The organism is Dulcicalothrix desertica PCC 7102 (assembly GCF_003991905.1).
Classification (GTDB): domain Bacteria; phylum Cyanobacteriota; class Cyanobacteriia; order Cyanobacteriales; family Nostocaceae; genus Dulcicalothrix; species Dulcicalothrix desertica.
The window spans coordinates 43,723-69,909 of sequence record NZ_RSCL01000012.1; the positions used below are offsets into that span (position 1 = coordinate 43,723).

34 protein-coding genes are annotated in these 26,187 nt (G+C 37.7%); 21 read left to right on the forward strand and 13 right to left on the reverse strand.

The window, feature by feature from the left end; translation table 11 throughout:
- Window positions 1–410 precede the first annotated feature (410 nt).
- Entirely contained in the window at window positions 411–656 is a 246-nt protein-coding gene (locus DSM106972_RS24140; RefSeq protein ID WP_127083098.1) for a type II toxin-antitoxin system RelN family antitoxin, read from the forward strand.
- A 289-nt stretch (window positions 657–945) separates the two neighbouring features.
- On the opposite strand, the gene DSM106972_RS24145 is transcribed toward DSM106972_RS24140, so the two are convergent.
- Window positions 946–1,173, reverse strand: coding sequence for a HEAT repeat domain-containing protein (locus tag DSM106972_RS24145; RefSeq protein ID WP_127083099.1), 228 nt, complete (start codon window positions 1,171–1,173; stop codon window positions 946–948).
- A gap of 259 nt (window positions 1,174–1,432) precedes the next feature.
- Window positions 1,433–5,707: a CHAT domain-containing protein gene (locus tag DSM106972_RS24150; RefSeq protein WP_127083100.1), complete on the reverse strand. Its 4,275-nt coding sequence runs from the start codon at window positions 5,705–5,707 to the stop codon at window positions 1,433–1,435.
- 160 nt (window positions 5,708–5,867) lie between these two features.
- On the opposite strand from DSM106972_RS24150, the gene DSM106972_RS24155 reads away from it, so the two are divergent.
- The 3 genes from DSM106972_RS24155 to DSM106972_RS24165 all read left to right on the forward strand — a co-directional run bounded on the left by DSM106972_RS24155 (window position 5,868) and on the right by DSM106972_RS24165 (window position 8,379).
- Window positions 5,868–7,226, forward strand: a complete 1,359-nt coding sequence (locus tag DSM106972_RS24155; protein WP_127083101.1) for an AAA-like domain-containing protein — start codon at window positions 5,868–5,870, stop codon at window positions 7,224–7,226.
- Window positions 7,227–7,350: 124 nt separating this feature from the next.
- Window positions 7,351–7,641, forward strand: a complete 291-nt coding sequence (locus DSM106972_RS53760; protein WP_233787909.1) for a hypothetical protein — start codon at window positions 7,351–7,353, stop codon at window positions 7,639–7,641.
- 273 nt (window positions 7,642–7,914) lie between these two features.
- A complete protein-coding gene (locus DSM106972_RS24165) occupies window positions 7,915–8,379 on the forward strand; it encodes a PPC domain-containing protein (protein ID WP_127083102.1) in 465 nt (154 codons plus the stop codon).
- Between the two features lie 73 nt (window positions 8,380–8,452).
- Here DSM106972_RS24165 and DSM106972_RS24170 read toward each other — a convergent pair whose 3' ends face one another.
- From DSM106972_RS24170 to DSM106972_RS24180, 4 genes are all read right to left on the reverse strand, one after another.
- Window positions 8,453–8,830 carry a hypothetical protein gene (locus DSM106972_RS24170; protein WP_127083103.1) on the reverse strand — a complete coding sequence of 126 codons (378 nt, stop codon included), beginning with the start codon at window positions 8,828–8,830 and terminating at the stop codon, window positions 8,453–8,455.
- Complete coding sequence (locus DSM106972_RS24175; RefSeq protein ID WP_127083104.1) at window positions 8,823–9,044, reverse strand: hypothetical protein; 222 nt, start codon at window positions 9,042–9,044, stop codon at window positions 8,823–8,825. Before DSM106972_RS24175 ends, DSM106972_RS24170 begins: the two co-directional genes overlap by 8 nt.
- A 34-nt stretch (window positions 9,045–9,078) precedes the next feature.
- Window positions 9,079–9,246 (reverse strand): hypothetical protein, encoded by a 168-nt coding sequence (locus DSM106972_RS52240; protein ID WP_170213597.1) that lies wholly within the window; start codon window positions 9,244–9,246, stop codon window positions 9,079–9,081.
- Window positions 9,247–9,533: 287 nt separating this feature from the next.
- Entirely contained in the window at window positions 9,534–9,836 is a 303-nt protein-coding gene (locus tag DSM106972_RS24180; RefSeq protein ID WP_127083105.1) for a hypothetical protein, read from the reverse strand.
- A gap of 169 nt (window positions 9,837–10,005) precedes the next feature.
- Between DSM106972_RS24180 and DSM106972_RS24185 the strand changes: the two genes are divergently transcribed.
- From DSM106972_RS24185 to DSM106972_RS24200, 5 genes are all read left to right on the forward strand, one after another.
- Entirely contained in the window at window positions 10,006–11,034 is a 1,029-nt protein-coding gene (locus DSM106972_RS24185) for an ImmA/IrrE family metallo-endopeptidase (RefSeq protein ID WP_127083106.1), read from the forward strand.
- Window positions 11,035–11,055: 21 nt separating this feature from the next.
- Entirely contained in the window at window positions 11,056–11,316 is a 261-nt protein-coding gene (locus DSM106972_RS53765) for a hypothetical protein (RefSeq protein WP_233787521.1), read from the forward strand.
- A gap of 1 nt (window position 11,317) precedes the next feature.
- Entirely contained in the window at window positions 11,318–11,665 is a 348-nt protein-coding gene (locus tag DSM106972_RS53770; protein WP_233787519.1) for a hypothetical protein, read from the forward strand.
- Window positions 11,666–11,850: 185 nt separating this feature from the next.
- Window positions 11,851–12,084, forward strand: coding sequence for a helix-turn-helix domain-containing protein (locus DSM106972_RS24195; RefSeq protein ID WP_233787517.1), 234 nt, complete (start codon window positions 11,851–11,853; stop codon window positions 12,082–12,084).
- Between the two features lie 2 nt (window positions 12,085–12,086).
- A complete protein-coding gene (locus DSM106972_RS24200) occupies window positions 12,087–12,506 on the forward strand; it encodes a hypothetical protein (RefSeq protein WP_127083107.1) in 420 nt (139 codons plus the stop codon).
- 42 nt (window positions 12,507–12,548) lie between these two features.
- Here the strand turns inward: DSM106972_RS24200 and DSM106972_RS24205 are convergent, their stop codons facing one another.
- Entirely contained in the window at window positions 12,549–13,448 is a 900-nt protein-coding gene (locus DSM106972_RS24205; RefSeq protein ID WP_233787910.1) for a LysR substrate-binding domain-containing protein, read from the reverse strand.
- A gap of 147 nt (window positions 13,449–13,595) precedes the next feature.
- Between DSM106972_RS24205 and DSM106972_RS24210 the strand changes: the two genes are divergently transcribed.
- The 3 genes from DSM106972_RS24210 to DSM106972_RS24220 all read left to right on the forward strand — a co-directional run bounded on the left by DSM106972_RS24210 (window position 13,596) and on the right by DSM106972_RS24220 (window position 15,541).
- Window positions 13,596–14,492 carry an aspartoacylase gene (locus DSM106972_RS24210; protein ID WP_127083108.1) on the forward strand — a complete coding sequence of 299 codons (897 nt, stop codon included), beginning with the start codon at window positions 13,596–13,598 and terminating at the stop codon, window positions 14,490–14,492.
- A gap of 42 nt (window positions 14,493–14,534) precedes the next feature.
- Window positions 14,535–14,690, forward strand: coding sequence for a hypothetical protein (locus DSM106972_RS24215; protein ID WP_233787515.1), 156 nt, complete (start codon window positions 14,535–14,537; stop codon window positions 14,688–14,690).
- A gap of 263 nt (window positions 14,691–14,953) precedes the next feature.
- Window positions 14,954–15,541 carry a hypothetical protein gene (locus DSM106972_RS24220; protein ID WP_127083109.1) on the forward strand — a complete coding sequence of 196 codons (588 nt, stop codon included), beginning with the start codon at window positions 14,954–14,956 and terminating at the stop codon, window positions 15,539–15,541.
- Window positions 15,542–15,606: 65 nt separating this feature from the next.
- On the opposite strand, the gene DSM106972_RS24225 is transcribed toward DSM106972_RS24220, so the two are convergent.
- Window positions 15,607–16,056: a hypothetical protein gene (locus DSM106972_RS24225; RefSeq protein WP_127083110.1), complete on the reverse strand. Its 450-nt coding sequence runs from the start codon at window positions 16,054–16,056 to the stop codon at window positions 15,607–15,609.
- 44 nt (window positions 16,057–16,100) lie between these two features.
- Window positions 16,101–16,631, reverse strand: a complete 531-nt coding sequence (locus DSM106972_RS24230; protein WP_127083111.1) for a pentapeptide repeat-containing protein — start codon at window positions 16,629–16,631, stop codon at window positions 16,101–16,103.
- Window positions 16,632–17,001: 370 nt separating this feature from the next.
- On the opposite strand from DSM106972_RS24230, the gene DSM106972_RS24235 reads away from it, so the two are divergent.
- From DSM106972_RS24235 to DSM106972_RS24275, 9 genes are all read left to right on the forward strand, one after another.
- A complete protein-coding gene (locus DSM106972_RS24235; protein ID WP_127083112.1) occupies window positions 17,002–18,138 on the forward strand; it encodes a ParM/StbA family protein in 1,137 nt (378 codons plus the stop codon).
- The gene (locus DSM106972_RS24240; protein ID WP_233787513.1) at window positions 18,138–18,566 is read left to right on the forward strand and encodes a hypothetical protein; all 429 of its coding nucleotides are present in this window, start codon (window positions 18,138–18,140) and stop codon (window positions 18,564–18,566) included. Before DSM106972_RS24235 ends, DSM106972_RS24240 begins: the two co-directional genes overlap by 1 nt.
- A gap of 17 nt (window positions 18,567–18,583) precedes the next feature.
- Window positions 18,584–19,324 (forward strand): P-loop NTPase family protein, encoded by a 741-nt coding sequence (locus tag DSM106972_RS24245; RefSeq protein WP_127083113.1) that lies wholly within the window; start codon window positions 18,584–18,586, stop codon window positions 19,322–19,324.
- Between the two features lie 14 nt (window positions 19,325–19,338).
- Entirely contained in the window at window positions 19,339–20,250 is a 912-nt protein-coding gene (locus DSM106972_RS24250; RefSeq protein ID WP_127083114.1) for a hypothetical protein, read from the forward strand.
- Between the two features lie 2 nt (window positions 20,251–20,252).
- The gene (locus DSM106972_RS24255; protein ID WP_127083115.1) at window positions 20,253–20,933 is read left to right on the forward strand and encodes a DUF6753 family protein; all 681 of its coding nucleotides are present in this window, start codon (window positions 20,253–20,255) and stop codon (window positions 20,931–20,933) included.
- 49 nt (window positions 20,934–20,982) lie between these two features.
- A complete protein-coding gene (locus tag DSM106972_RS24260) occupies window positions 20,983–21,207 on the forward strand; it encodes a hypothetical protein (RefSeq protein ID WP_127083116.1) in 225 nt (74 codons plus the stop codon).
- 88 nt (window positions 21,208–21,295) lie between these two features.
- A complete protein-coding gene (locus DSM106972_RS24265) occupies window positions 21,296–22,009 on the forward strand; it encodes a response regulator transcription factor (RefSeq protein ID WP_127083117.1) in 714 nt (237 codons plus the stop codon).
- A gap of 146 nt (window positions 22,010–22,155) precedes the next feature.
- Window positions 22,156–22,992, forward strand: coding sequence for a hypothetical protein (locus tag DSM106972_RS24270; protein ID WP_127083118.1), 837 nt, complete (start codon window positions 22,156–22,158; stop codon window positions 22,990–22,992).
- A gap of 288 nt (window positions 22,993–23,280) precedes the next feature.
- Window positions 23,281–24,198 carry a histone deacetylase family protein gene (locus DSM106972_RS24275; RefSeq protein WP_127083119.1) on the forward strand — a complete coding sequence of 306 codons (918 nt, stop codon included), beginning with the start codon at window positions 23,281–23,283 and terminating at the stop codon, window positions 24,196–24,198.
- Between the two features lie 98 nt (window positions 24,199–24,296).
- On the opposite strand, the gene DSM106972_RS24280 is transcribed toward DSM106972_RS24275, so the two are convergent.
- The 4 genes from DSM106972_RS24280 to DSM106972_RS24295 form a co-directional block, all read right to left on the reverse strand.
- Complete coding sequence (locus DSM106972_RS24280; RefSeq protein WP_127083120.1) at window positions 24,297–24,731, reverse strand: aminoglycoside phosphotransferase; 435 nt, start codon at window positions 24,729–24,731, stop codon at window positions 24,297–24,299.
- Window positions 24,732–24,827: 96 nt separating this feature from the next.
- Complete coding sequence (locus DSM106972_RS24285; RefSeq protein ID WP_127083121.1) at window positions 24,828–25,100, reverse strand: hypothetical protein; 273 nt, start codon at window positions 25,098–25,100, stop codon at window positions 24,828–24,830.
- A gap of 99 nt (window positions 25,101–25,199) precedes the next feature.
- Window positions 25,200–25,520 carry a hypothetical protein gene (locus DSM106972_RS24290; protein WP_127083122.1) on the reverse strand — a complete coding sequence of 107 codons (321 nt, stop codon included), beginning with the start codon at window positions 25,518–25,520 and terminating at the stop codon, window positions 25,200–25,202.
- A 265-nt stretch (window positions 25,521–25,785) separates the two neighbouring features.
- A complete protein-coding gene (locus tag DSM106972_RS24295; protein ID WP_127083123.1) occupies window positions 25,786–26,034 on the reverse strand; it encodes a hypothetical protein in 249 nt (82 codons plus the stop codon).
- Window positions 26,035–26,187 lie beyond the last annotated feature (153 nt).

Below are 26,187 nucleotides of genomic sequence, written 5' to 3' on the forward strand. Positions count from 1 at the left end.
CTGTAAGCTAAATTTTGTAGTTTGTTTATCATTCAGCTATGCCGCGCGGAATCATAAGTAAACACAGAGTGCATCCCCCTACTTACTCTTACTATCCCAATTAGTAGGCGCCTCAATGCTCAAGATAGAACCATTTCACATAAATCTACAAAAATTTTATTTTTTCCAAGCATCAATAATTTTATAATATTAGTTAATCTTTAGAGAAAATCATATGTAATAAAATATGTCAGAGGCGCCGATTCAAGGATACTTTCTAGATACCAATCAAGTCGTAATGAACATTTGAAACATAAATCAAGAATTTTGATGAGTAATTATTACCTTACCGAAATTTGGCACGAATTATAGCTATTGGCTTAAAATGAAGAGGCATTGCAAACCATTATACTATAGGAATTTAAGCACCAATGAAAGCAATCAAAGTGATGGCAAGCATTGATGAACATGGACAACTGAGGTTAGATAGCCCAATAATAACAGACAAGAACAGTCGCGTTGAAGTAATTGTCCTTATCCCAGAAGAAGTAGAAGCCTCGGAGGATGATACTCCTGATGAAGTAATTTTAGAGGATTTTCGTACTGCGTGGCATGAAGCTCGAACAGGACAAGCTATTCCTATTAATCAAGTTTGGGAAGGATTAGAAGATGTCTGAGCAACCTTTATCTACTAATCGCAGGTCTTTTTTGCCGACCTGAATTTATTATCAATTTGTGTAGTCTATTTAAAATAGATGATACAGATTTATTCGTGATTTGTGCTTGCTTACCGTTAGAAGCTTCTGAAGTTGTGCTAAAAGCATTTAACAGCATAATACATAGTAAAAAAATCGCAATAGATTTTGTAATTTTGATAAACATAGGGCTATTTGTTAGGTTGATAATTTCTATCAAACTGCACCTGCATTTGAGTATGTATTTGAGTAAATTGTAATTTTGATTGAGTTAATTTGAAATAAATTTAATAAAAATATCTAAATTTACTAACGCTTTTGTTGCTATTTCTAACACATAGCAATTTTCCGAATCTAAAGCATCAATCCAAACTTGACGCAACCCAGGATAATTTAGTTCAAAAAGTGAATCAACAGTAGGTATTTTTACATAATCATCCTCATCTTGAAGTAACGTTATCAAGGCGCCAACTGCTCCCTCAGCACAGTTGCTTACCAATCCTAAAAATTTGTGTAAGGGACTTACATATAAAAAACTCCAAACTTTTCTTCTGGAGTGGGCGTCCTCGTCCACCCAGGTTTTGAACAGGCATCCTTGCCTGTTCCACATTCCGGAAGAATTTAATTTTTATAAATTCCTAAGCTTAAAGTGAAGAAGTACTGCAAACTATTATACTATAAAGTAGGATACAGATTGATGTGTGATTTGTGCTTGCTTGCCGTTAGAAGCTTCTGAAGTTGTGCTACTCTCTGTGCCCTTAGTTAGCTTCACCAATCAGCATAAATGCTCCCCAATTTCTAGGGTTAGGACGCTTTTTCATCGTGGTAAGAGTTGCTTGTCGCAACGCTTGAGCTTTATCATTTGTGTGTCGAAGATTTTTATAAAACTCTATCATCAAATAAGCAGTACTATCATCTGGTACAGCCCATATAGACGCGACAACGCTAGGAACTCCTGCAGTAAAAAAGGAGCGAGATAAACCAACAACACCATCACTTGTAATTTTTCCACGACCTGTATCACAAGCGCTGAGAACAACTAACTCTGCTTTTAGATTCATATCAGCAATTTCGTTAGTTGTAAGCAAACCATCATCCTTTCCAGATGATGCAAGTACAATAGAACCATTTAGCCCTTGTTCGTAATCAAATAAACCATGAGTTGCTAAATGAATGATTCGCGATGATTGCATTTTTTCTACAATAGCAACTTTTGTAGCATTTTTGCCCGTAATAGCTTTTGTGTTTAATAAAGAAGCAATTTCCACAGCTTCTTGTTCTGCACTAGGAAGTCGCGCCAACTGTTGGGGAGCATCGCCAATTTTTAGTCGTACTAATGGCATTGTAGGATTACCAACTACCAGGATATCCTTTGCTAATTTTGCTAATTTCCGCACTCTTTCTGCTTGTCGGCGAGTTAAATCGAGTGATTGAATAGAGGGAGATATACGAATTGTATGCTTTTCAACTAAAAATTTACCTGCATTATCTTTAAGAGTCAGGAAAGAAACTAGCCACAGTGACTGTTCGGGCATAAAGACAACATGAGCATTGGGATTAGTGGGTAATAAATCAGCGATTGGTTCAATTAATAATTTATGAAGTCTATTAAGTTGAGGTAGTTTGTTATTAACTGGATGAACCCTTAAACCCCTAGAATTTATAGAATTACGATAATCACCAATCAGGTCTGCTAAATCTGTATTTTCTTTTTGCGATAAATGTTTCAGGTCAACTCGCCTAAAGTTGATTTTCCCTGTAGGCTGAATTACCCAAATTAAAAGTTCTGATTCCTGAGTCGTTATTTTGCCTTTTACTTGAAAATCTCTCTTAGCAATTGAATATGTAACTAAAGTAGAATTTTGTTGTTTGGCAATTTCTTGAATTTTTTGAATACTCGGCGAAGGAGTAGCAGGAGCAGCGTAGGGATTATCTGATAATCGTCTTGCTAATAGCTCTACTAATATACGGGCGCGGCTTTGCTCGATAATTTCTAAAGCTGAATCAAATTTATTTTGGGAAACTAAAACATCTCTATAAGTATGATATGTATTAATTTGAGTTTCCATAATTGACATTTGATTCGCATAGTTGTCAGAAAAACCTCTACGCATAGATTCCCACACACTTATTGCTTCTTTTAAAGTTTTTTCTGCTTCTATAAAATTATTACTTTCCCAAAGCATTTTACCTAAAATAGTTTTGGCTTGACCTACTCCTAAAGAGCTATTTATTTCTTGTGAAATTCTCAAACTTTGTTCTAAACATTCAACTGCTTGGTTATGATCTGACAAAAAATTGTAGGTTATTCCTAAATTAATTAATGAATTTGCAACTCCAGGACGGTCTCCTATTATCTGCGAAATTTTGAGGCTGTCATCGTGATATTTTTTGGCTTTTGTGTATTCTCCTAGAGAATTGTAAGCAACACCTATATATCCTAGTGTCTTTGCTTCTAGACCACGCTCTTGGATTTGTCGTGCTATTACTAAACCTCTCTGTAAATACTCAATGGCTTTTAGATATTCTTTTAAATTAATATGAAGGCTACCTAAACTTATCAAAGATTTACTCTGAATTTTAGGCTCTTGAATATCATAAGCAATTTTTAAGCTTTGCTGCAAATAATTTATTGCTTTCTGATTATCTCCAATAGCTAGATAAACATTACCCAAGCTAGCAATAGAATATCCTTCTAATTTAATATCTTGATTTATTTGAGCAATTTTTAAGCTTTGTTGTAAATAATCTATTGCTTCACTATATTTACCTAAAGCAAGGTAAGCATCGCCAATATTGTTAATAATATAACCTTCATTGTTTTTGTCATTATTTTCTCTTGCTAGCTTCAATAACAGGTTATAAGCTTCTAAAGCTTTAGCATAATCGCCAAGGAACATAAATGTATCTGTAGATTTTTTTAAAGATGTTATTAACTCTGATTTTGCACTAGCAACTTGTTGTTCTGTTTGCTTCTGTTGAGCTTTAGTTTTCTTTAATTCAGCTATAACTCTTTGACCTTCTGCTTCAAGATGCTGTTTTTGCTTTTGCACATCTTCTTTTTGTTTAATAGCAAATTTAAGCTCTTTCTTCGCTTGTTGTATCTGTTTTAATGCTTCCTCTTGCTTTTGCTTTGCTACAGTCCATCGCTCTTCAGCAATTTGGCGCCCCGTTTCAGCTTTTTGGCGTTCTTGTTGAGCTAACAGCGCTTGTTGCTGTGCTTGTTGTCTGTCACCTTGTGCTGTAGCTACTGCTTCGTTTGCGGACTTTTCTTTTGCAATTGCAATTTTTAATTCTTGGTCTTTCTGCTGCAACTCCTGCTGTTTCTGCTTTAAATTTTCCGATGCTTTTTTAAGATTTGCGTCGGCAGTTTTTTCATTAGCTTGTGCTTTTGTTAATTCAGCCTCAGCTTTCTGCTTTTGGGAAGTAACAGATTGTAAGTCTTTTTTTGCCTCATCTCGCTGTAAGTATGCAAGACGCTGTTCTTCATTTGCTTTACTTGCTTCTCTAGTTGCTTTACTTGCTGTCATCAATGCAGCTAAGGCGCCGATTATAGATATTACTAAAACAAAAATACCAATGCGAATCTGTTTCTTTGTCTTCCCTGCTATATCCGTTAAACGCTGATTCGCTTTTGTGGCCTTGTGATTTAACTCTGCTTCCAAACTTGTAGATAAAAATCGATAATCATCATCGCTCAAACGTTTCTCCGAAGACCAAAGACGAGCTTTTTGTAAATCTTCTCCTTGTAGCAAACATGACTTGTCCTGATATTTACTGTCTATCCAAGCTTTTAAATTGTCAGCATAGGGACGTAATTTACCTAGTTCGCTCTCAACCCAGTTTAAATCAAAAACGTTCCCATAAATTTTGTTGTAAATCCTCAATTTAGCTTGGTTTTCTACCACGACACCAGTTAAACGTAATCTCATTTGCTCTGGAGTACCATCAATAGTAATTTCGCTATGCTGTAAAATTTGCTGATATAAACCCAATAATGCTACAGAAATTCGCTCGCTAACTAATATTCTATCTCGAATAGTTTTTAGATGTTCTTCTTTATCTTGAGCTTCCCAATTATCAATAATTCCGCTTCTTACTACTCGCTCTACTAACTGTGCAATTTGGAACCTCTCCCCTAACCCCTCTCCGCATCGGAGAGGGGAATTATGAATGTCTTCATTCCTTTGTTGTATAGTATTAGCGATAAGTTCAAAGCCTCTCTCCTCGTAGGAGAGAGGTTTGGAGAGAGGTTTTTTTAAAGTCACCTTTAACAAATTACAAACCTTCTGGGTCAATAAAGGTTGTCCCCCAGTCCAAGCTAAAACCTCTTGCATCAAAGCTTGCGGATTCTCCACCTTTCCCTCAAACCCTTTTGCCAAAGGCGCCACTTCACCCAGTTCAAACCCATACAGTTGAATCGCACTCCCAATATTAAACGGTGTTCTCTCTTCATCTTTAATTAAATCCGAGGGTGCCGCTACACCAAACAACGCAAAAGTTAACCGCTTATATTCAGCTTTAAACGCGCGCTTTTGATAGCAGCTTCTAATTAAAGCAAAGAAGTCATCAGCAGGAAAGTCTAAGCGGAGAATACTATCAATCTCATCGAGAAAAATTACTATATTTGTATTAATATTTGGCAGTAATAACTCATCAAAGAGTTTACCCAAACGTCGCACTGGAGAAATTTCGATAGATTTGTCCCACCATATACCCAATTCTTCTTCTTCAACAAAATTTAGTTCGGTTAATAAACTATCAACAATACTTCCGTACCACTGCTCAATGGTAATATCTTGACTACCCAATCCAGAAATATCAATTACAGCACAAGCGAAACCATCAGCTTGTAACTGTTTCATTGTTCGTACTAACAGACTCGTTTTACCCATCTGCCGGGAGTTAAAAACATAACATAGCTCTCCTGCCTTTAATCCGTGGTAAAGGTCAGAATCCGCTTGCCGTGTCACATAGCTGGGTGCATTTTCTTCTAAACTGCCACCAACTTTATACTCGTAGTCTCCCGTCATAATTTTGTTTTGAATAAAGAAAAAACTACATCGATACCTATCTTGAGTTTAATTGTTGAAATATTGAGTTCTTATTGAGTTGGTATTGAGTTGTTATTTACTTTACCAAATAAATACTTATCCTGTAAGCTAAGTTTTGTAGTTTACTTATCACTCAGCTATGCCACGTGGAATCCGAGTAAATACAGATTGCATTCCCCTTGTCAAGCAAAGGATGTTACAAAAAGGTTTTGCTCGTCAAGTCGATTTAGCTGAGAGAATAGGTCGTAGTCAATCTGTCATTAATTTTTTTCTCAATGGTCGGACTGTTGAATACCTCAATTTCTACGAACTTTGTGAGGTATTAGGTTTTGAAGTCCAAGATATTGCTGATTTTGAAGCGCTGGCAAGTACCTATACGGACAAAGCACAAAAAGTAAATAATTCTTCCCCCCTTGCTACTCCTAACTCTCCACTTCCAAATTTCGACCTCGAATATCCAGAAGGGGAAGTGCCATTAGATTCTCTTTTTTATGTAGAACGTCCGCCCATTGAGCAGCGTTGTTATGCAGAAATCAAAAAACCTGGCGCCCTAATTCGTATCAAGGCGCCGCAACACATGGGTAAGTCTTCACTTCTCGCGCGGATTCTCCAAGAAGCCCAAAACCAAGGGAATAAAGTTGTTACCATAGATTTTCAGCTAGCAGAGGAGGAATTATTCTGCGACTTAAATACATTTCTGCACTGGTTTTGCGATACTGTCACTGAAGCCGTAGCTCTCGATAATCGAGAATTACTAGAAAAATTGTCCCAACAACTTGATAAGCATTGGGAAACTGGACAACGCTTTGGCTATATGAAGTCTTGTAAAAACTACTTTGAGCGCTATTTATTCCCAGAAATCAACCAACCGTTGGTTTTAGGATTAGAAAAAGTTGATAGATTATTTGAATATCCCAAAATCTACAAAGATTTTTTTGGATTATTGCGCGCGGTTCACGAAGAAGCCAAACGTCGCGATATTTGGAAGCAATTAAGATTAGCACTCGCATATTCCACCGATGCCTATGTACCAGTTGATATTAATCAATCACCATTTAATGTTGGTTTAGCATTGGAATTACCAGAATTTACCCACGAGCAAGTTAAAGATTTAGCCCAACGTCATCAACTCAATTGGAGTGATGCAGAAGTACTGGATTTGACAGGACTGGTGGGAGGACACCCTTTTTTAGTACGTTTAGCTCTGTATCAAATCGCTAACCGAGAGATAAGTTTAACTGACTTTTTGCAAACGGCGCCGACAGCAGCAGGTATTTATAGTAAGCATCTGCAACGGCAAGAATATATTTTGCAGCAACAGCCAGAATTAGGAAAAGCAATGCAACAGATTGTTGCAAATGGTAATCCTGTAAATTTAACAACGGAAGTTAGATTTAAATTATATAGTCTAGGATTGGTTAAATTACGAAATGATGAAGTTACACCAAGATGTGAGTTATACCGTCAATATTTTCGTAATTCTACAAAAGCCAATTAGAGGTTGTTTGAAAAGTGTCTGTGAATGTCATGCTGAGGCACGAAGCATCCCAGTGTATAGTTTCAAACCCTAGATTCTACCCTCCGGGAAAACTCCGTTTACGTTCCGTAAAACTCCACTCAGAATGACAATTTATACCCTATCTGACTTTTTAAACATCCTCTTAGAGCGGTTTGTGTCATTAATTTTGGATAGTTGGCGCCGTCATTATCAGGGTGCATCTACAATATACGTATCCAATAATGCTGCTAAAAATAGTTTACTTCAGAAAAAGGTTAAAACCAGAAGCGATGTAGAAACATTCAAAACAGTCCCAGCTTCTTTAACCAAAAAAATTATAGAACAGGGTAAATTACTTTATGGACAAGGCAAAACGTACACTAGTGCAATTTTGGCTGAAAAAAGCACAACGTGATTTGGCAGCTGCACAAAAATTAGCTCAAGAACTACCAGATATCGCAATTTACCATTGTCATCGTACTTCCACAAAAGTCAATCAGGACTTACGCATGAAAACCTAGAAACCTGGTTTCTTCGTTGATAGCATCTAATAAAAATGACGATTTGTCGTAGAAACCAGGTTTCTTTGCGTAAGTCCTGAATGTAACTAAATTAACTCAATCCTATCTCCAGCTTGTACTCAAATAGCAGCAGTGTTTGATGAAATTATCGAATTCAACAAACACCCATGTTAAATAAAACACAGAAAACTAAACTATTCGGAGTACTGGCTGCTATTTCTGCGACCTGTTTCCTTACACCCACTCCAGTTCGTGCTGATAATAGCCAATATATTTATGAAGTTGGTGAACAGCTAGCAAAAGCAGCAATTGCTTCTGGTTTAGGCGGTTATACTTTAACTCACGAACCTTCTATCGATTTACTCACTCACGGTCGTTCCGATTATATTACTGTAAATCTCCGCGCGGGCACATCATACGGCATAGTTGGAGTATGCGATAGAGATTGTCGAGATTTAGATATTGCACTTTATGATAGCCGTGGAAATCTCATTGCTTCTGATTTACAAAATGATGATATTCCAACCATAAGTATAAATCCTACCCGTAGCGGAACATATCGAGTTCGGGTAGATATGGCTAGTTGCAATACGAGTGCTTGTTACTACGGTATTGGTGTATTTGGTCAATAAAGCCAAATTATTGTTGCCTATTTTGGGTGTAGCGGCACCGTTAACACGAACGCTACACCAACCTTGGTTTTAGTTATGCTTCTTGCAACTGTTGAGAAACCTGAATTTCTGGTAGCGGTTCTAATGGGCTGGTAATAGGGGCGTATCGGCAGTAACAAATAACAATAGTTTCAAATTCAGCAACTGGTAAATCTGGAACGTATTCTTCAACCCTGCTAACTTCCCAGTCCCCTACCCTGCTGTGAGTACTGGCGCCAGGAAATTTGGGGTCAACAAACTGCTCTATGCGATGATATTCTTTCAACCGATAACCTGGTTGAGGCAATGGACGTTTTGATGAGTCATAATGCTCTGCAAGAATGTCAGTACATGCCCCAGTATGGGCTAATATCATTTTTTTCCATTGTTCAGTCGATGCGTTTTCGGCTTTAAAGATAATATACTTACTCATCGTCATCATTCTCCTGAAAATAACTTGGGAATTCAGTTTTACCCTCAAAAACACAATCAAATTCCAGTATTCTGGTATCTGTTGGTTCTACCCGTAGTAACGTCCAATCATATCTAGATGCCATTTGACGACATAAGTTAGGATGGCTTACTGCATGTCGAGAAACATTTTCTCTTGGGTCATATCTACTACTTTCGTTGCGCCCTGCGGTCATTATTTATACAAACCTATTTTTCAGTTGTACTCCTTTACGATGCTTGCTGACCTTGTTTGTTTTTATCCTCTGCAATTGCCCGTTTGACCAAAATCTTGACAAACTGAGGCAATGTTACAAAGTTCCTCTCTGCTAACCCCTGAAGATAACTGTATTCATCAGGGGTTAACCGAATTGACACTTGTGGGTTATTAGATGGCATTTATAGTAATTTGGCTACTACTCAATCATCTTAAACGCTCGTAGCAAAAAAGCGTATTTCTCAGCAAGTGTGACCAAGTGCTAGCACATGATAACACCATATCATCAGATAAACTGCACGCGATTGGCGAGTTACAAATTGTTATAAATTAACTTCAGGACTTATCCTAACTCACAAATAAATTTGGCACTAGCATTTGTACTATTTGTACTCCCAACTGCACTTAACCTTGTTCGTCCCGCATGATAAATTGAATTAATATAGCTTTTAGACTAGCAACGGCAGCACTAGTAGTGCAGGAGTGCATTTCCTTCATTACGTTGATGTTGCTCAAAGTTCCGCTGCATCACCTTTTTATTTATCTGCATTACTGCTTGTGCATCACGCAATTCCATAACAACATTGTCAAGCACGGCGCCACGAGCTAAAAACCTGTTAACATCGTTAGTTAATTCACGAACAGTTAAATTAGTTTCAAGTATTTCAGCTTGTGTTTGCTTGAGTTGTGTTTGTGCTTGAAGTTGCCTCTGTGCCAATTCAGTTAATATAGCGTAAATATCATTGTTGTCTTGATTGTTTGAGCTAGTCATTCTATTTAAACTCCTTATATAAAAAGTGATTTTAGCAAAAGAGCGTGAATGTAATTGATTAAATATAGTACAATAGTATAAACGCTTTATTATTGGTTAATTGCCATGCAGGCGTTACAATTACAGTCGCGCTTTTTAAGTCCTGCAAGCGGGAGCAAGGAGGTGTTCCATGATACTTTCTCAAACTCAAATAAAAATGGAAACACTGTATGAACGCTTAGAGGCAATTGGTCTTCCTGAGAAGTTTATTAGAGAACAAGCGCTTCCTAGTTGGTGGGATGAGGAATTTGAGGATACAGAAGGCGCCGTAATTGAAGCTGCTGCTTATATTTCACGTCGATTAAATCTTGATATTAATTCTTTATTAGAACCACAAGCAGCGCCTACTTTCAAGCGGTCGTGTATCGCGAGATTCAAAACAAAGCAAGGTGTTGTAGTTAATGAGCTTTTGATTGCACACTGCATTGCCGCGCGTATTGCTGAAATGGCTGCTTACGCTTGTACTACGGAGTTTAACTTAGTATCTGATTCAGCTTCTATTGTACGTAATAAAATTTTATCAGACCGAGAATTTGTTGATTTGGAAGGATTGCTACATTTTTGTTGGAGTTGTGGGATTCCTGTTGTTCATTTCGATAGATATCCTAAGTCTCAAGATAAATTTGATGGGATGGTGGCAAGTTTTGACCATCGTCCAGTTATTGTAATTAGTCTCAATCGATGTTCAAGGTCTTGGTTAGCGTTTATATTGGCACATGAGTTAGGGCATATTATCAAAGGTCATGCAAGTAACACTATATTTATAGACGAAAAGGTTTTGCTTGAGAATCCAGATATTGAAGAGGTAGAAGCGAATCAATTTGCTGTAGAGCTATTATTGGGTAAGCCTGATATTGGGTATAATTTTCCTGCTTATCTAACAGGGGAGGAAATGGCTGATTATGCTCGCAGGATTTCTGTTAGGGATAGGGTTGACTCTGGGGCCATAGTGTTAAATAATGCATGGAATAAGGCTTTCCGGGTAGCAACCTCAAAAGAGGAGCGAATTATTTGGGCTACGGCGAATAAATCTCTCAAAATTCTTGAGGGTGATGCTGATGCTCCTTCATATATAAATATTTATGCTCAACAGTACCTAGATTTAGATAAACTGGATGTGGATAGTCAAGATTACCTAGAGTTAGCTATTATGGAGTAATGTTTGCGGCGAGTTTGTTTTTTGGATAATGATATTATCCTGAAGTTAGTTGCTTGTAATCTGTTCTCAGAGGCTTTACGCAGCCTAAATTTAGTTGAATCAGACTTACGAGTTTTATCCGATGCTAAGTATGTATTTCGGAACAGTCGCCGGATATCCAGAAAGTATCCGTTAGAAGTCCGTGAAAACGCAATTTTAATTGTAGAAAGATGTCAAAATATACAACCTCAGCTAAGTGAAGAACTTAGAAATTTACAAATTGAAGGTTTAGACAAGGCGTGAGATGATTCTAATTTCAGCAACAAAACAAGAAGAATCATTTTATTTAACTACAGGTGATAAACGATGTATTACTGCCTTGGCTAATAGTACTGAACCCAGTTTGGTAGCAATTAGAGAGAGATTGGCTGGTAAGCTAGTTTGCTTGGAACAACTAATTTTAAAAATTATAAACGTTGAAGGTTTTGAAGTAACTTTAATTAAAGTTTTACCAGCAAGGGAATATGATAAGGCTTTAAAAGCTATTTTTGGTTCTGGGGAAAGGTGTACACAGGATAATGTCTTGATGGCATTAGGAGCTTATATACAAGATTTGAGAGATAACGCTCACGGACTACTTTCTGAGATTTAGACGTTTGGTAAGCGGCGCCGTGTTTTTAGGTGCTGGCGCCTGTCGCTTTTTAGTACAATACTGAGTATAGGTAAATGTCTACTCGACTATGCTATTACTCGATTATCAGAGTATTTGATGTAAGCGGTATAATTAAATCATAAATGCTAATACTCGAATAGTCGAGTAGTCTGCTATTATTTAATATGTCAAACCTATTGGATATGAATAAGGTAATGTTTTGTAAATTAAGACAATATATGGACGCGCAAGGGTTAAATATAGCTCAGTTATCTAGAGAGATAGGAGTTACCGAAAATGCTATACGCGGTTATGTTAAAAATACTTTTAGTCGTGTTGATTGCCAAGTAGCAATTAAAATATGTGATTATTTTCAAGTAAATGTCGGTGAGATGTTTGTAATCAAGGAAAGTATTTAACAATGACTAACGCTAACAATGGTAACAGTAACAGTCAAGAAGTTTACGCTATTCTTGCCGAACTAGCTAGAAAACAATTACAAACAGAAAATAATTTACAACGTACTCAAGAACAAATAGAGCGTACACAAATGCAAATAGACGCGACTACTCAACAGTTAAGCGCTACTCAATATGAAGTAGAATCTCTTACAAATGATGTTAGCCGTGTACTTGGTAGAAGCGCTATTTTAGATGATGTACTATTAGAAATGCGTGATACTAACCAAGCTATGCAAGCGAATTTTGAGCGTCATTTACAGAATTTCGAGCGCCATATAGAAAATTATGAAGAGCATAAACGCACCACTAACGCAGCATTAAACAGCTTAGAAGCAATCAACCTTAGATTAATTCAAATCATTACAGGCGACCAAAACTAAACTATCAACTTTTCAATCATGGCGCCTCTGTGTGAGTTAATATCATTTTTTAATTAGTTCAAGGAACCGATGTAATATATTTGACGAGTTATGACGGCGCCAAACAGCAACCAATTCAACAGTCTCGGTTTTTCCTTGAATATTTCTATAAATAACCCCTTTGCGTTGAAGATTTTGGGCATTTGCGGGAAGTAATGCAACTCCAACGCCACCTGCTACTAACCCTAAAATTGTTGTCATCAGCATGGCTTCTTGAGTAACTTTTGGGATAAACCCAGCTTGGCTACAAAGGTAATACATCTTATCGGCTAAACTTGGAACAAGCTGGCGAATTGGCAGAACAAATTCTTCTTCTGCTAGCGCTTTTAGTGGTATTTCTGATAAAACTGCTAGTGGGTGAGTTTCAGGAAGAACAAGAATTAATGGTTCAACTAAAATTGTTGTAAAACTCAAGTCACTATAATCAACAATTTCGGGTGGTAGATGAAAAAAGCCAATATCGAGTAAATTAGAGCGCAACGCTTGTATTTGTAAATAAGTTGCAAGTTCACGCCAAACTAATTGAACTTCTCTCATGTGTGTACGTTGTAAGCGTAGGATGTCGGGTAACACACTATTGGCAATCGAGCTTGTAAACCCAACAGTCAAGCGACCTAGTTTACCTTGATGAACCCGTTGTGCTAATTTTACGGCTTGTTCAGCTTGAGCTATGGCTAAACGGGCTTCTTCTAAAAATGTTTGCCCTGCGGATGTTAGTTCAAGAGGGCGCCTTCTACGGTCAACAAACATTTGTACGCCTAACTCTTCTTCTAAATCTTGAATCTGTTTGCTTAAAGGAGGTTGAGCCATATGCAAGCGTGTAGCGGCGCGGCTAAAGTTTAATTCTTCAGCAACAGCAATAAAATAACGCAGATGCCTTAGTTCCATGTCAAGGTTAGTCAACTATACCTTTTAAGTATAGTTGGTCGTTGAAATAAGTATTTTACATATAGTCATAGCTTATTTATATTTAAACTAACAAAGCAAAGTATTTACTTTCTATCCAGCTAAATAAACAATGAATATTTTGTAAAGGGAGAAATATCCTCTATGACCGTAAACCCAATTCAGCAGGTTGCAATCGTTGGTGGTACGCATGGAAACGAATTTACAGGCGCCTATTTGGTGAAAAAGTTTGAACAATTCCCAAATTTAATTAAACGGTCGAGCTTTGAAACCTTGACTCTGTTAGCCAATCCCAAAGCATTTGCACTCGGACGACGATATATAGATTGTGATTTGAATCGTTGTTTCAATAAAGAGAAGTTGAGTAATCCTAATCCAACTGCCTTAGAAGAAAATCTTGCTCAAGCTATTGAGAAAATATTGAGACCAGAAGGAAACTCCAACGTTGATTTCATCATTGACTTACATAGCACAACTGCCAACATGGAGTTAACCATTATCCCAGTTGACAAAAGTCCGTTTAATATGAGGCTAGCTGCGTATCTATGTTCTATAAATCCACTTGTACATGTTTATTCTTGGCAACAGACTGGACAAGAAAGTCCTTTTCTCAGGTCAATCTGTCAACTCGGCTGCACAATTGAGGTTGGTTCAATTGCTCAAGGTGTTTTGAATGCAACGTTATTTGAGCAAACAGAAAAACTTATTTACACGATTCTTGATTATTTGGATGCTTATAACCAAGGTCAAACCAACGAAATTTCTTCAACATTGACACTCTATCAATGCGTGGAGATGATTGACTATCCAAAAAATCAGACGGGAGAGTTGCAAGCTATGATTCATCCGCAGCTTCAATTTAGAGATTATCAACCCCTCAATCATGGCGCCCCGATGTTTTTAACTTTTGATGGACAAACTATTACCTACTCAGGGAAAGCAACTGTTTATCCTGTTTTCATCAATGAAGCAGCTTACTACGAAAAAGGAATTGCAATGTGTTTAACCGAAAAACAGCTTCACGGTCTCGGCGCCGCTTAATTCAACAGCTAACTAACTAAAAATTCATACTAGTACTAATATATGCTTTCGACCTTTGCACCGTTGATGATTATTATGATTGCCATAATCTTTATGTTCAAACGTATTGATGTGCGATTAAGTTTAGGATTATGTACAGCAGGTTTATTTTTTATTGCAGGCAAGTTGCCTCAGTTGTTCATCACTAAAATTACTTAAGATACTGTATAGCAGCAGCTAACATCATTGGTGCCTCATATCCTGCGAATTTTCTCAGATGCAAAGTATGTATTTCAGATAATCGGCACCGTGTTTTAAATGCAGGTGCCTGTCGATTAACATGAATCATGTAACTAATATTACACTTATAAGTATTTTTATTAGTCCATTTAAATCCACTTATCTACTCTACTTTGTAACTGGTACAATTCTTAAGCATGGCGATAGTGTTACTTAACCAGTTAAAAAAGTGATTTTTATTTATGGATAAACTTAGGCATTGTGTAGACCAATTTGGGAAGATAGGCGAAGTGTATTTTGATAAGGCAGTTTTTTTAGGAACAATGTGCTTGTTCCCGAATTTCTGTCAAGAACCAAGTACATACGAAGTTATTCGTAATTTTGTAGATAACCTGAATAGCCAATATCAATCTTGGGATAGTGGACTAGGTGATTTAAAAGTATTTGCAAAACGTAGGGGATATCGTAGTTTTGATAAAGGCTATATTCGCACCCGTGATGTTGTCAATTTGTGCGAGTTTGGTAAATCTCTTTATCCAGAGGTAGGAAATATACTAGATACAGATTATTGGGATGAATTAGCTATTTATCGTCGAGCAGAATGCCTTAGTCAAGATGCATTTGAAAAATGGATAAATTCTTATTTGAGGAATAAGTTAAATTTTGACGCTTTCTTTGATACAATCATACAAAGATTATTTCCTAATTCTAATCATCAAATTACTTTTTACTCTCTTGTTGATGATGGTAACTCAAATACAGCCTTTGCACCATATATTTTAATCGGAGATAGTTGTATTTTAACTATTGCTCAACGATGGGTACTATAAAGTCAATGTAAGTAGTTATGGCTACTTACATCAAAATATTTGACTGGATACTCTGCCTAATGAGACTAAATAGGGTCGTAATAGGAATATACTACATTTTGTTTACTTATATGTTCATAAAGAATATTAAGTCCTCGACTCTCAAAAACGCAAGATTTACCATTTACTTTCTTTAAACCAATAGCCATCTCACCAAAAAGAGTGGGCTTTTTCTTTTGAAATGCTTCTTCGAGTAGAAGAAGAGCTTGATTTTGTGTTTTTTCAGAAACAAATCTACTCCATGTTTTTCGCCAAAATGCTTCAGGACGATATTGAGCGCGTACCAAAATCTCTTTACACTGTTTTCTAGGATAGTTATGTTTTTGCCTTGTGTGGCGTAAAAAGAATTCTGCTGATGTAGGAGATGTTTTCTTGAACTTAACAACTTGATACTCCCAACTTGACCCTCCTGCACTCACTGCATCAGAAGTTAAAAGCCAAAGTAAGCATATTAGCGTTGAAATAAACTTTTTCATAAAAATTTAGACGTGCCTAATCAAAAATAGAACTACACTTTTGTTTAGTAACCAATACTTTGATACCAAATACTTCCATCAGACATAATGGTGTTACTAAAAATAGCCTTACTAATGTTATAAAAGCCTTCAATATCTAGCAAATCGGCATTAGTAAAGTTAGCACCATCAAAAAAAGAGTGGTTTACAAAGGCGCCCCTGAGAATAGCGTTGCTGAAATTAGAGCTATTAAAATCGCATTGGTACATTTCGGCTTTGCTCAAGTTTGCATTAATAAAGGAAGTATTGTTGAAGTTGGCTTGACCACCTCTAGCTCCACTTAAATTAGCACCGTCAAGGATAGCTTCATTCATTTCAGTCCCTTCCATGTATGCTCCTTTGAGATTAGCCTTGCTGAGATTGGTGTTGTCTAGATTAGTACCCTCTAAAATAGCTCCTTCTAAATTAACTCCGCTCAAGTTGGCTCCGCTTAAATCCATATAAGTAAAATCTAAACCAACTTCAATGAAGTTAAGGGTTCCAGCAAAGCTTCTTTCTCCTTTCTCGTACCTTTCCAAAAATTCTTCAACTTTCATAATTTACCTGTCACATCAACACATACAAAGATAAGCTACAAAATCTCTGGTCTATCCTACAAAGGCTAATTCCATTAATTGGGTCTAGTTGAGTTCTGCTACCATTATTCTACGCAGAGATAAATACGGATATTACCATTGCTTGCTCCATATAAAAACACGGCGCCTTTGGGCAAGTATACCAAGACGCACAGTAGGGTAATGGTAGTTAAATCATCAAGTTATTTGCTGCACAACAGGCGCCTTACCCATACCAATTCACTCTTCAATGATTACGTCAATAGTGATATTAATTTAAATCACTATTGATATATTTCTTTTCGGTTCCGACTTGATAACTTGAGGTAGATGCCGAAAATACAAATAGCTTATGGGCAGACTCAATAAAAATGCTTTTCCCGAAATTACATTAACACTCGATTTTGGTGGAAGCGGAACTAAAGGGATTGTACAGGTAACAGGCGCCAAGCCAACTGCATTTTGGATGGAAGCTGCTGTAATTGAAGCCAGTCGCACTTCTTTGACTTTCCAAACTCGTAATTTGGGTAATGCTTATCCAGAAAACACAGCTTGGGTAGGAGTGGGTGAAGATTATCGAGCAGTTGGGTACTTAGCTAAAAGCGTATATAGTGCAACGCAAGGACTCAGACCGCGAAAATATGAACTGGCACTATATAAGACGCTGGCTGCTGTGTGGATGATAAAGCAAAAATTTAAGTTATCTGATACGCTGCAAATTTCACTGGCTTTATTACTGCCACCAGGAGAGTTTGAAGATTCAGCGTTACTCAAACCAATGCTCAAGGATGCTTTAGCCTATTTTGATACGCCGACTGGAACTTTGAATTGCAAGTTAGTTGGTTACGAATGCTTTCCCGAAGGTGGTGGTATTTATGCGATGTACTGCAAAAATATCGGCGAAGCAATCAGACGTAAAGTTGTTGCAATAGTTATGTTAGGCTATCGCAATGCCTCGGTACTAATATCTCGGCGCGGAATTTTAAACCGGGGTAAAAGCGTGAACTTGGGCATGGCGAAGATGGTTGATTTAGTTATGGAGCGTACTTCCGGACTTGAAGAAGAACGGTTAATCGAAGCAATTATTGCTGCTGGTAGGGAACCAAAGCTAGGTCACTTTAAATATATTTGTGGTAACAACGTTCGAGAGCAGGAAATTGAAAAAACTGTTGCTGCGGTTTATTCTTCTAGGGATGAGTATGCGACTGCCCTTACTGCCTGGTTGAAAGAGGTTTTACCATCCAAAAACGAATTAGACGAGGTAATAATCTGTGGGGGTACTGCCGATTACCTGCGCCAAGAACTAGATGCAGTGTTTCCAGCAACATCAGTAATGTGGCATGGTGGTGTGAAAGTTCCAGCAAGCCTTGACGAACAATGGTTGGGAAATCGTCTTGCTGACGTGTGGGCGTTGTCTGTATATCACGGTTTAAAAGTCAAGACAGGTGTTAGAGGAGTGGGAGATAAGGGGAGCGAGGAACAGAAATAATGAGTAAAAAGAAAGATTTTACATGGCGCCATCAACCGCCGCTCCATTCAGATAAAGCAAAGATGTTCGCTTACATACAAAATCGAGATTTGCACCCAAGCCAAGATACGACTGCGATGATAAATGCTGCTTTGACTGCGTACTATATGCCTATAGCGCTTCTATGTGAAGGTAATCACTCAAAGGAATATTTGGAATTGCTACTTCTAGATTCTGCAAACGCCTTTGCCAGTCAACTTAGTTATTTATGTGCTGCACTTAATGTTGATAGCTGGCGCATTGGTAGAGTTTTATGTAAGGTATTTCCCATTTCCAGAGAAGGCGCCCAAGTTTTTGATGAAAATAGTACAGCCCAAGAGGAGTTCAATAATTTTGAGCTTACTGAGTGGAATTTGGCAGGTATTACGACAGATAGCGAGACGTTTTAATTGGAGACAAATTAAATATGGCGAGAATTCATTTAATCGATGGTGAGAAAGGAGGAGTAGGGAAGTCACTGTTCGCGCGCGTCATGGTGCAGTACGCTATCGACAAAAAATTAGAACATTCTTTGGTAGATGCTGATATGACGAACCAGGATGTGAAGCGATTTTACCCCACTGCTGTTGATGCTGAGTTTAGCGAAGCCTTAAATAAAGGAAACAAAGCCGACATAATTTTTGAATTAGCCCGGAACAAACCAGTTATCGTCAACCTTCCTGCCAACGTATTCCCCCTTGTTCAAAACTGGATAAAAAAGGGACGGTTATTAGAAGTCGCCGATAAATACGGTGTAGATGTTTGCAAGTGGTTTGTTTGTGACGGGGGTTTTGAATCTATCGACTTGTTTTACCAATCGATGAATTTATACAAGGACACAATGCTGCATGTTTTCGTCAGAAACCACGGGAAGACCGATGATTGGAGCTTTTTAGACGGTGATGCAGCCTATAAGGGATTGAAAAATAAGTACAAAAATACACTGCAAATAATAGACTTTCCCTTACTTTACCCAGGAGACAGATACTTTATCGACTCAAAGAAGTTTCGGTTCGATGCACCCGACATTGAGAAAACCATGCCGATAATGTCACAGCAAAGACTATCTACTTTTTTGGAAGACTCCGAGCGCGCGATTGAAAATACCCATTTGTGGGCAAAAGACAAACAGCCCAAGAAAAAAGATGCAATCAAACAGCATTCCTAACTAGGAGGCGCCTGATGAATTACGATTTTCATACTTTGTATTCTAGTGATACGGCTTTTAACTGCGATGTTGTTTCCGAAAGTAAACATGAATACATGGGGCGATTATATATCCTTGCCGCAGAAGAGCCAAAACTATTAAATCTTGGGATTGAGAAAGAATGGTTTCTCAGCCATTCTCAAGGACAGTTCTTAGTTTGCGGTCATATAAATACTGATGGGCAATGGTCTTTATCGTCTTATAAAAGTTTAGAACCGAGTTTACGGTACACAACTCAAAGTGAGATATTTGACCGTGTATTCAGTACTGACTATGTAAAAGAAGTTCTACAATTGCGTAGCGAACTAGGTATGGAATTACAACAGCCAATTTTACTTAACAACGGCGCCAATGACTCAAATGATGAATCTTCGGATGCTACAGTAACAAAAGTTTACACCAATTTCTCAAACAACGAGAATATAAGCATTGACAAATTGGATATTTTGAGAGACTTACTACTGCGTTTGTCTCCTCTTGAATTGAAAGAATTTGAAGAATCTGGCTTACATACACAAGAGTCAGCAGTAACTATTGTTACCTTGCCCCAGGAATCTGTGTTAATAGAAGAAATGCAAAAAGTTGAGTTATCAGAAATTCAAGATGCCTTAATTGAGAAAGTATTAGAAGATTACCAGCAACACAACACAAGCGAGTTTATATTAACTGATGAAGCAACAGTGACGATTCACGTTGAAGAAGATTACTTTGTATTGCTCTCAACAGAAGATGGACATACTATTCTCAGTGCCACAATGGAAGGGGAAGTCCTCGACAAATTAAAGGAAGTTGATGCACGACAATTTATGTTCATGTTGCAACAACAAGAGGCGCCTGTTGAGTTAAACACTCAAAACCCCGCTGTTGACCAGCTTACAATGGATTAATTATGGTGCATACCTTACGGCAAGCCAAAAATGAAAGTTTCTTAAATCGCTTACTCGAAGGTAAAGACGCAGATTTTCAAAGACGAGTACTGGCAATTACAGTTGAACACGGACTTTCCACGAGTGACCCTTTATTTCTAGTCATGCTAGCAACTGGTCAGCTTCAAGTATTACTAGAGGACAAACCCAACGAGTTAGAAGGATTATTTGAACGGTGGTCTACTGCCTTATATGACCACTTGGAAAAAACAAAGCAAGCTATGGAGGAACAAAAACGTATTTCTTTAAAGGGTTTAGAAGTAGAAATCGGCGCCTGTGTTCAAAGACTGATTAAAAAAGCAGAGTCAAAGCAGCAATCACGATTAAAAGTAATGCTACCTGCGCTTGGGTTAATAGTAGCAGCAACTGGATTTGGTGTTTTAGCAGGTTTATCCGTTCCTGTATGGTTAGCTGGTGGTTATGCTCCCCTCAAACCAAGATTACTAACTGTTTCGGAGACAGAAACATTAAGCTGGGCAAATAGTTCTCAAGGTAAACTCGCGCGCAATATTTCTATTTGGAACTCTGAAAGTTTAACCAATCTCTATTGCACTAAAGCTTCTGCCCAAAACTCGTTAGTTGCTAGAGAACGAGGTCAAAAGCGAATATCTGATTACTGTTTGTTACGAGTCAAGGCGCCTTAACTATTAATTGAGACATAATTTAATGAAATGTAAGCAAAAGGATTTATTTATGAACAAGCCAAACAATTTCATGGACATACTCACAGCGATACAAGTTACCTGCGCCTGGTTAATTTCTATCAGTTTATTCGCTTTGTCGCTAATTTTATTGATGCCGTTACCGCTCAACGCTATAATTTTAGCGCTTGTTGCTATTGGCATTTGCCCTCTGGTTACAGTTTCGGACGAGTTGAAAATATTTGTTGCATTAATTGGCTTTATTGCTTTACTTTGAATTTCCAAAAATTGAACTTTTTTTTCGGATTCGATAGTTATTATCAGTACACGTAAGTGTTAGGGAATATTGCATGGAATTGTGAACCATGAGTAAAATCAGTGTAATTGTCATCGAAGACAACGATTTAACGCGCGTCGGGATTCGCACAACACTACAGCAAAACCAAGACATTCAATTTGTGGGGGAAGCAGTCAATGCTAGAGACGGGTTAACACTCTTTAAGTCGTCGAAACCAGATATCACAATTGTAGATATTGGTCTGCCCGACAAGGATGGTATTGAACTGACAAGAGAAATCAAATTAATTGCAAAAGGACTAAATTTTCAAACCAAAGTATTAATTTTGACACTAAATGACGATAAGCAAGCTGTATTAGCTGCATTTGCTGCTGGTGCTGACTCTTACTGTATGAAAGATATCAAATACGATAATCTGCTCGAAGCCCTCCATGTCACATACAACGGCAACACTTGGATTGATTCAACAGTTTCTCGAAGCATATTGCAACAAAATCCAAGCTTGCTGGACAGAGGATTTTATGGCGCCAGTAAATTTATTTCTCCAGCATCAAACAACGATGAGGATTTAGAATTTCTTCAGATGTACCCTCTAACCGAGAGAGAATTAGAAGTATTACGTTTGATTGCCTCCGGTTTTACCAACGCAAAAATTAGCGAAGAGCTTTACATCACAGTTGGAACGGTAAAATCTCATGTACGCAATATTCTCAACAAACTATGCGCTGACGACCGTACCCAAGCAGCAGTCAACGCTCTACGTTATGGGATAGTAAATTAGAATTAGTTAAATTTACAACCTTTTTGTATGAAACAGCGATTACACTCGAAATTTAAATTTGAGTGTTAATCGCCTGACTGTCAAATTAGAATTAACCAGCTTGTGCGTGAAAGTTAGAAATGTTTTGAATATGAATGCTCAAGATTATGACGCAAAAAAATTTAGATGATGTTATTAAGCAGATAGAATCTGAAATTGAAATTGATGCTCAAGGCAAGGGGAAAGGTAGTATTCGTGCGACTGCTAGGCTTGCAGGTGTGGATGATGAATCAATTAGAAAAGCCCTGATATATACTGCCGACCAAAAGCCGACAAAATTAGCTCAAATGCTTATGGGTTTTGGATTTAGCCCTGCCGACCTAAATGATTGGCGCCAATCTAAAATTCCTGACCTTGCAATTTCAGTTATCTTTACATACTATGCATATAATGCAGGAAGATACTGCACAGAGCAGGCGAGGTTAGTTTGTCAAGCATTTATGACCATCGGCATTCGTAGTTGGATGCAAAAAATCAAGGGTTGGGAGCAAGAAACGGCGCCTCTACAAATACTCCCTACACCATCCTTAGAAGAAATTTCAACTTTGCTTGATTTAACACTTGGTAAAGCTGGGTTGGAGCCAAAATTAGTCGCAGGCGCCAAACTAAACGCAATAGCTAAAAGATATCCTCACTTACAGCAAGAAGCTGAAGAAGCAAAGTCAATGCTTGCTATTCCTGTAGAAAATAAATTGCTGGCGCCGAGGCAGTTAGGTGAGATACTTACAGAACACACTGGTGAGGTTTGGTCGCCACAACGGGTTAATAAATTTCTGACTGAAGAGGGTTTTCAAGTGCGTAACCCAGAAGGCAATCCCGATTATCTTCCAACTGAAAAAGGTAAACCATATTCCCAAATGACGTTAAACACAGCGAAAGGACGTGATAAAACAGTGCAACACCTGAGATGGTTTGAATCAGTACTTGAAACTTTGGAATTGTAATAAATGTAACTACCAAGTGCGAAATAAGTCTAAATTGCCGAACGGCAACTCTTGCCGTTCGATGAGTATAAGCTTTTTGAGCAACGTTACTTGAATATTGTTATTTTGAGATAAGGAAAGGCGCCTGAACACACTTTGAGTTTAAGACAACTGTGTTTTCAAGTAAGTCAAAATATAAATGGCGCCTAATTCAAGTAAATTTACAGTAGTGTTGGCTTTCGGTAGTAACTAATATATTGGTTAAACAAATTAATAATTTTTGGTTATAACGAAAATTCTTGTGACTCAATGATTCCCATCATCTACTCAAATCGATTCCTGCTGCATGAAACTGGCTACATGCATCCCGAACAACCAGAACGATTAACTGTAATTGTAAATAAATTAAAAGCCTCAACTGTTGCCGATGAAATCGAATGGATAGAACCATCTTCCTCACGAGATGCAATAAAGGCAATAGAACAAGTTCATTCCAATACCTACATCGACTTGGTTCGCGCTTATTCTATTAGAGGTTGGGGCTGTTTTGAGTCAACCCAGATTTTTCCAAACAGTTTTGAGGTGGCTTGTCTTGCCGTAACTGCCTGGTTAGATGGAGTAGATCAAGTTTGGGCACAAGGGAAACCAGCCTTTGTTCTAGCTAGACCGCCAGGACATCATGCACTCCGAGATGAAGGCATGGGGTTCTGCATTTTTTGTAATCCAGCCATTGCAGCTATTTACGCATTGGCTATTGGAAATATAAAGCGCGTTGGTATTTTGGATTGGGATGTTCATCATGGTAATGGAACCCAAGCGACCGTAGAAAATTACCCTAACATTGCCTTCTGCTCGATTCATCAATCCCCCGGTTATCCGCATACGGGGAAAATAGAAGAGCAGGGAAAATTTCACAACGTTTTAAATCTCCCAATTGCTCCTGGTAGCACTATAGAAAATTATTATCAATTGTTTGAAACCAAAGTTCTTCCCTTTTTCCATAACTTCTCACCAGATTTGCTCATTGTCAGTGCTGGGTACGATGCAAATCAAGCAGATTTACTGTCTAAAATTAATTTACAGCCTAAAGACTATGCTACACTCACACAATACTGTTTGGAAATTACACCAAAGGTTTTGTTTGGTTTAGAGGGTGGGTATGAATTAGAAAGTCTTTCTCAGTCAGTTTTAGAAACTATCAAATCTTGTGTAAATCAAAGCAAATGAATCATTGCGTAAAAAATATAATTATAAGTTTACTTGTTTGTTGGATTAAAGGCAGCAAATTCAAAACTGTGTAGTTGCTGCCCTTGGATTTATCAAAATTAACAAATCTGATGTATAACCTCTTTTACTTTTTGTGGTTGAGATTTTAACGCTTCTTGTAGCTTCATTCGCAAAATCCCTAACTTCTGATATTTACCATTGACTTTATCTGAAATTCCCATACGCCTTGCAGCAGTACGAGCGCGCTTTTGTGGTAACTTCTGTATCAGAAGTGCGAGTGATTCTACATCTACTTCATCTCTAATAGTTTTGGTTATGCAATCAACTGGAGCATTCGGAGATAACATGGTATCATTAATTCCTTCATGCCGAAATGTGTTAACGTTATTAACTTCAAGTAAACAACTGTCTGTATCAGCTATACGATTCCACAGTTGTACTAAAGTTATAGATAAATCCAGCGCTATCATTGCTGTGGCTAAATTGAACAAAACAACAATAATAATTGTTAGGCAGTCTTGAAAGTTTTGCATTTTCTATTTCTCTAAAAAATCGCGCGATTTTAGAGTGCGCTTTGTGTCATCAGTAAAATGCCCGTAAGGGCGTACAATTGTCTTCTATCGTTGTAATTAAGCAGAGATAGATTCTTCAATCATTGCAATCAAGGCAAGGAATTCGGTTTCTGGAGATTGTTGTGCTTTAAAATATACACGGAAAGACCCATCCGAGTAACTTTTAAGGTCTTTTTCGTCAAATGATATTTCTTGTCGCTGTAACCATTGAATAACATAGGAATAAAACTCAGCTAAAAATAAAGCAGGAAAGTAAATTCTTCCGCTAATTACTCCAGTATGTAGATGAGTTAACACCTGAAATTGAGGTTGCGATAAAACAATTGCCATACAATTTTCTGTTTTTACATGAAGTGTGAACATTTGTAAAAGAGGGAATGATTATTGTGCGTTCATTCCCCTGCTGTTAGGCGCCATTTTTATACACGTTTATCTCGACATTTGGTAAACACTGCTATCTATTTCCAGGTAGTAAATATTACCAATATGCTCTAGTAGGAAATATTCAAGGTCAGAGACTTGAGTTAGAGTAAGTTCAGTGGGGAGAGCAAAACCATCTTTTTGTAGAGTAATTTTAGGGTAATCCCGCTTTCCACATTTCCCTGTTTTCTGCAAATGGTATTTGACTTGGTTGATTTGTAAGTCGTAGTTGTTAATCGAATAGCAATTTAGAAACTCAGAGAAACTTGAAAGCGAATTGATTTGAAGTGAATGTGCTTTTCCATCTTCTGTTCGGCACGATATAAACATACTATTTTCCTCGCTGCATTTGTTTCACAACTCTTCAAGGCGTGAGCCTGCAAAATGAAAAAAAACTATTTGAGCGGCGCCTGCTATTAGTGACAGATAATTGCTTCCCTAATACTTGATTTGTGTGTGCTTAAATAATCAAGCATTTGGGTGTTTATAATATGGCGCCGATGTTAGAACAGACTTGGTATAATTTAATTGCAGCAAGGTTGTCACATTTTGTGACAACCTCTGGATACTGCTTGTACCAACATTTTCCAAAGCGTTAGTTCAAACATAGGAATTCTTCCTCGCCTGCTAACTCAGATTCTGGAAGTTCATCACAATAACCCAGTGGGTAATCGAAAACTATCGTGTAATTCCATATGTTATCATCATCAAGACGCAATCCTGTAACTCTACCGATAGCCCACTTACTTGGTTCACAATTACTTTTCATGGCAACGCGCGAGTTGAATGTGTATTTTGGAGCTTGAGCGCAAAAATGAGCAAATTTTATTGTGATAATGTCCATATTTCTGTGTAATTAAAGTACAAAAGTGTGCAATTTTAATTCCGGCGTGAGCCTAAAAATATGCTTTGAAATTACACAAATTTTAAAAAGCTTTTATTCAACCAGCTTTGATGAAGTGGAACGCGCTTCAACCCACGGCGCCACTACCAATGC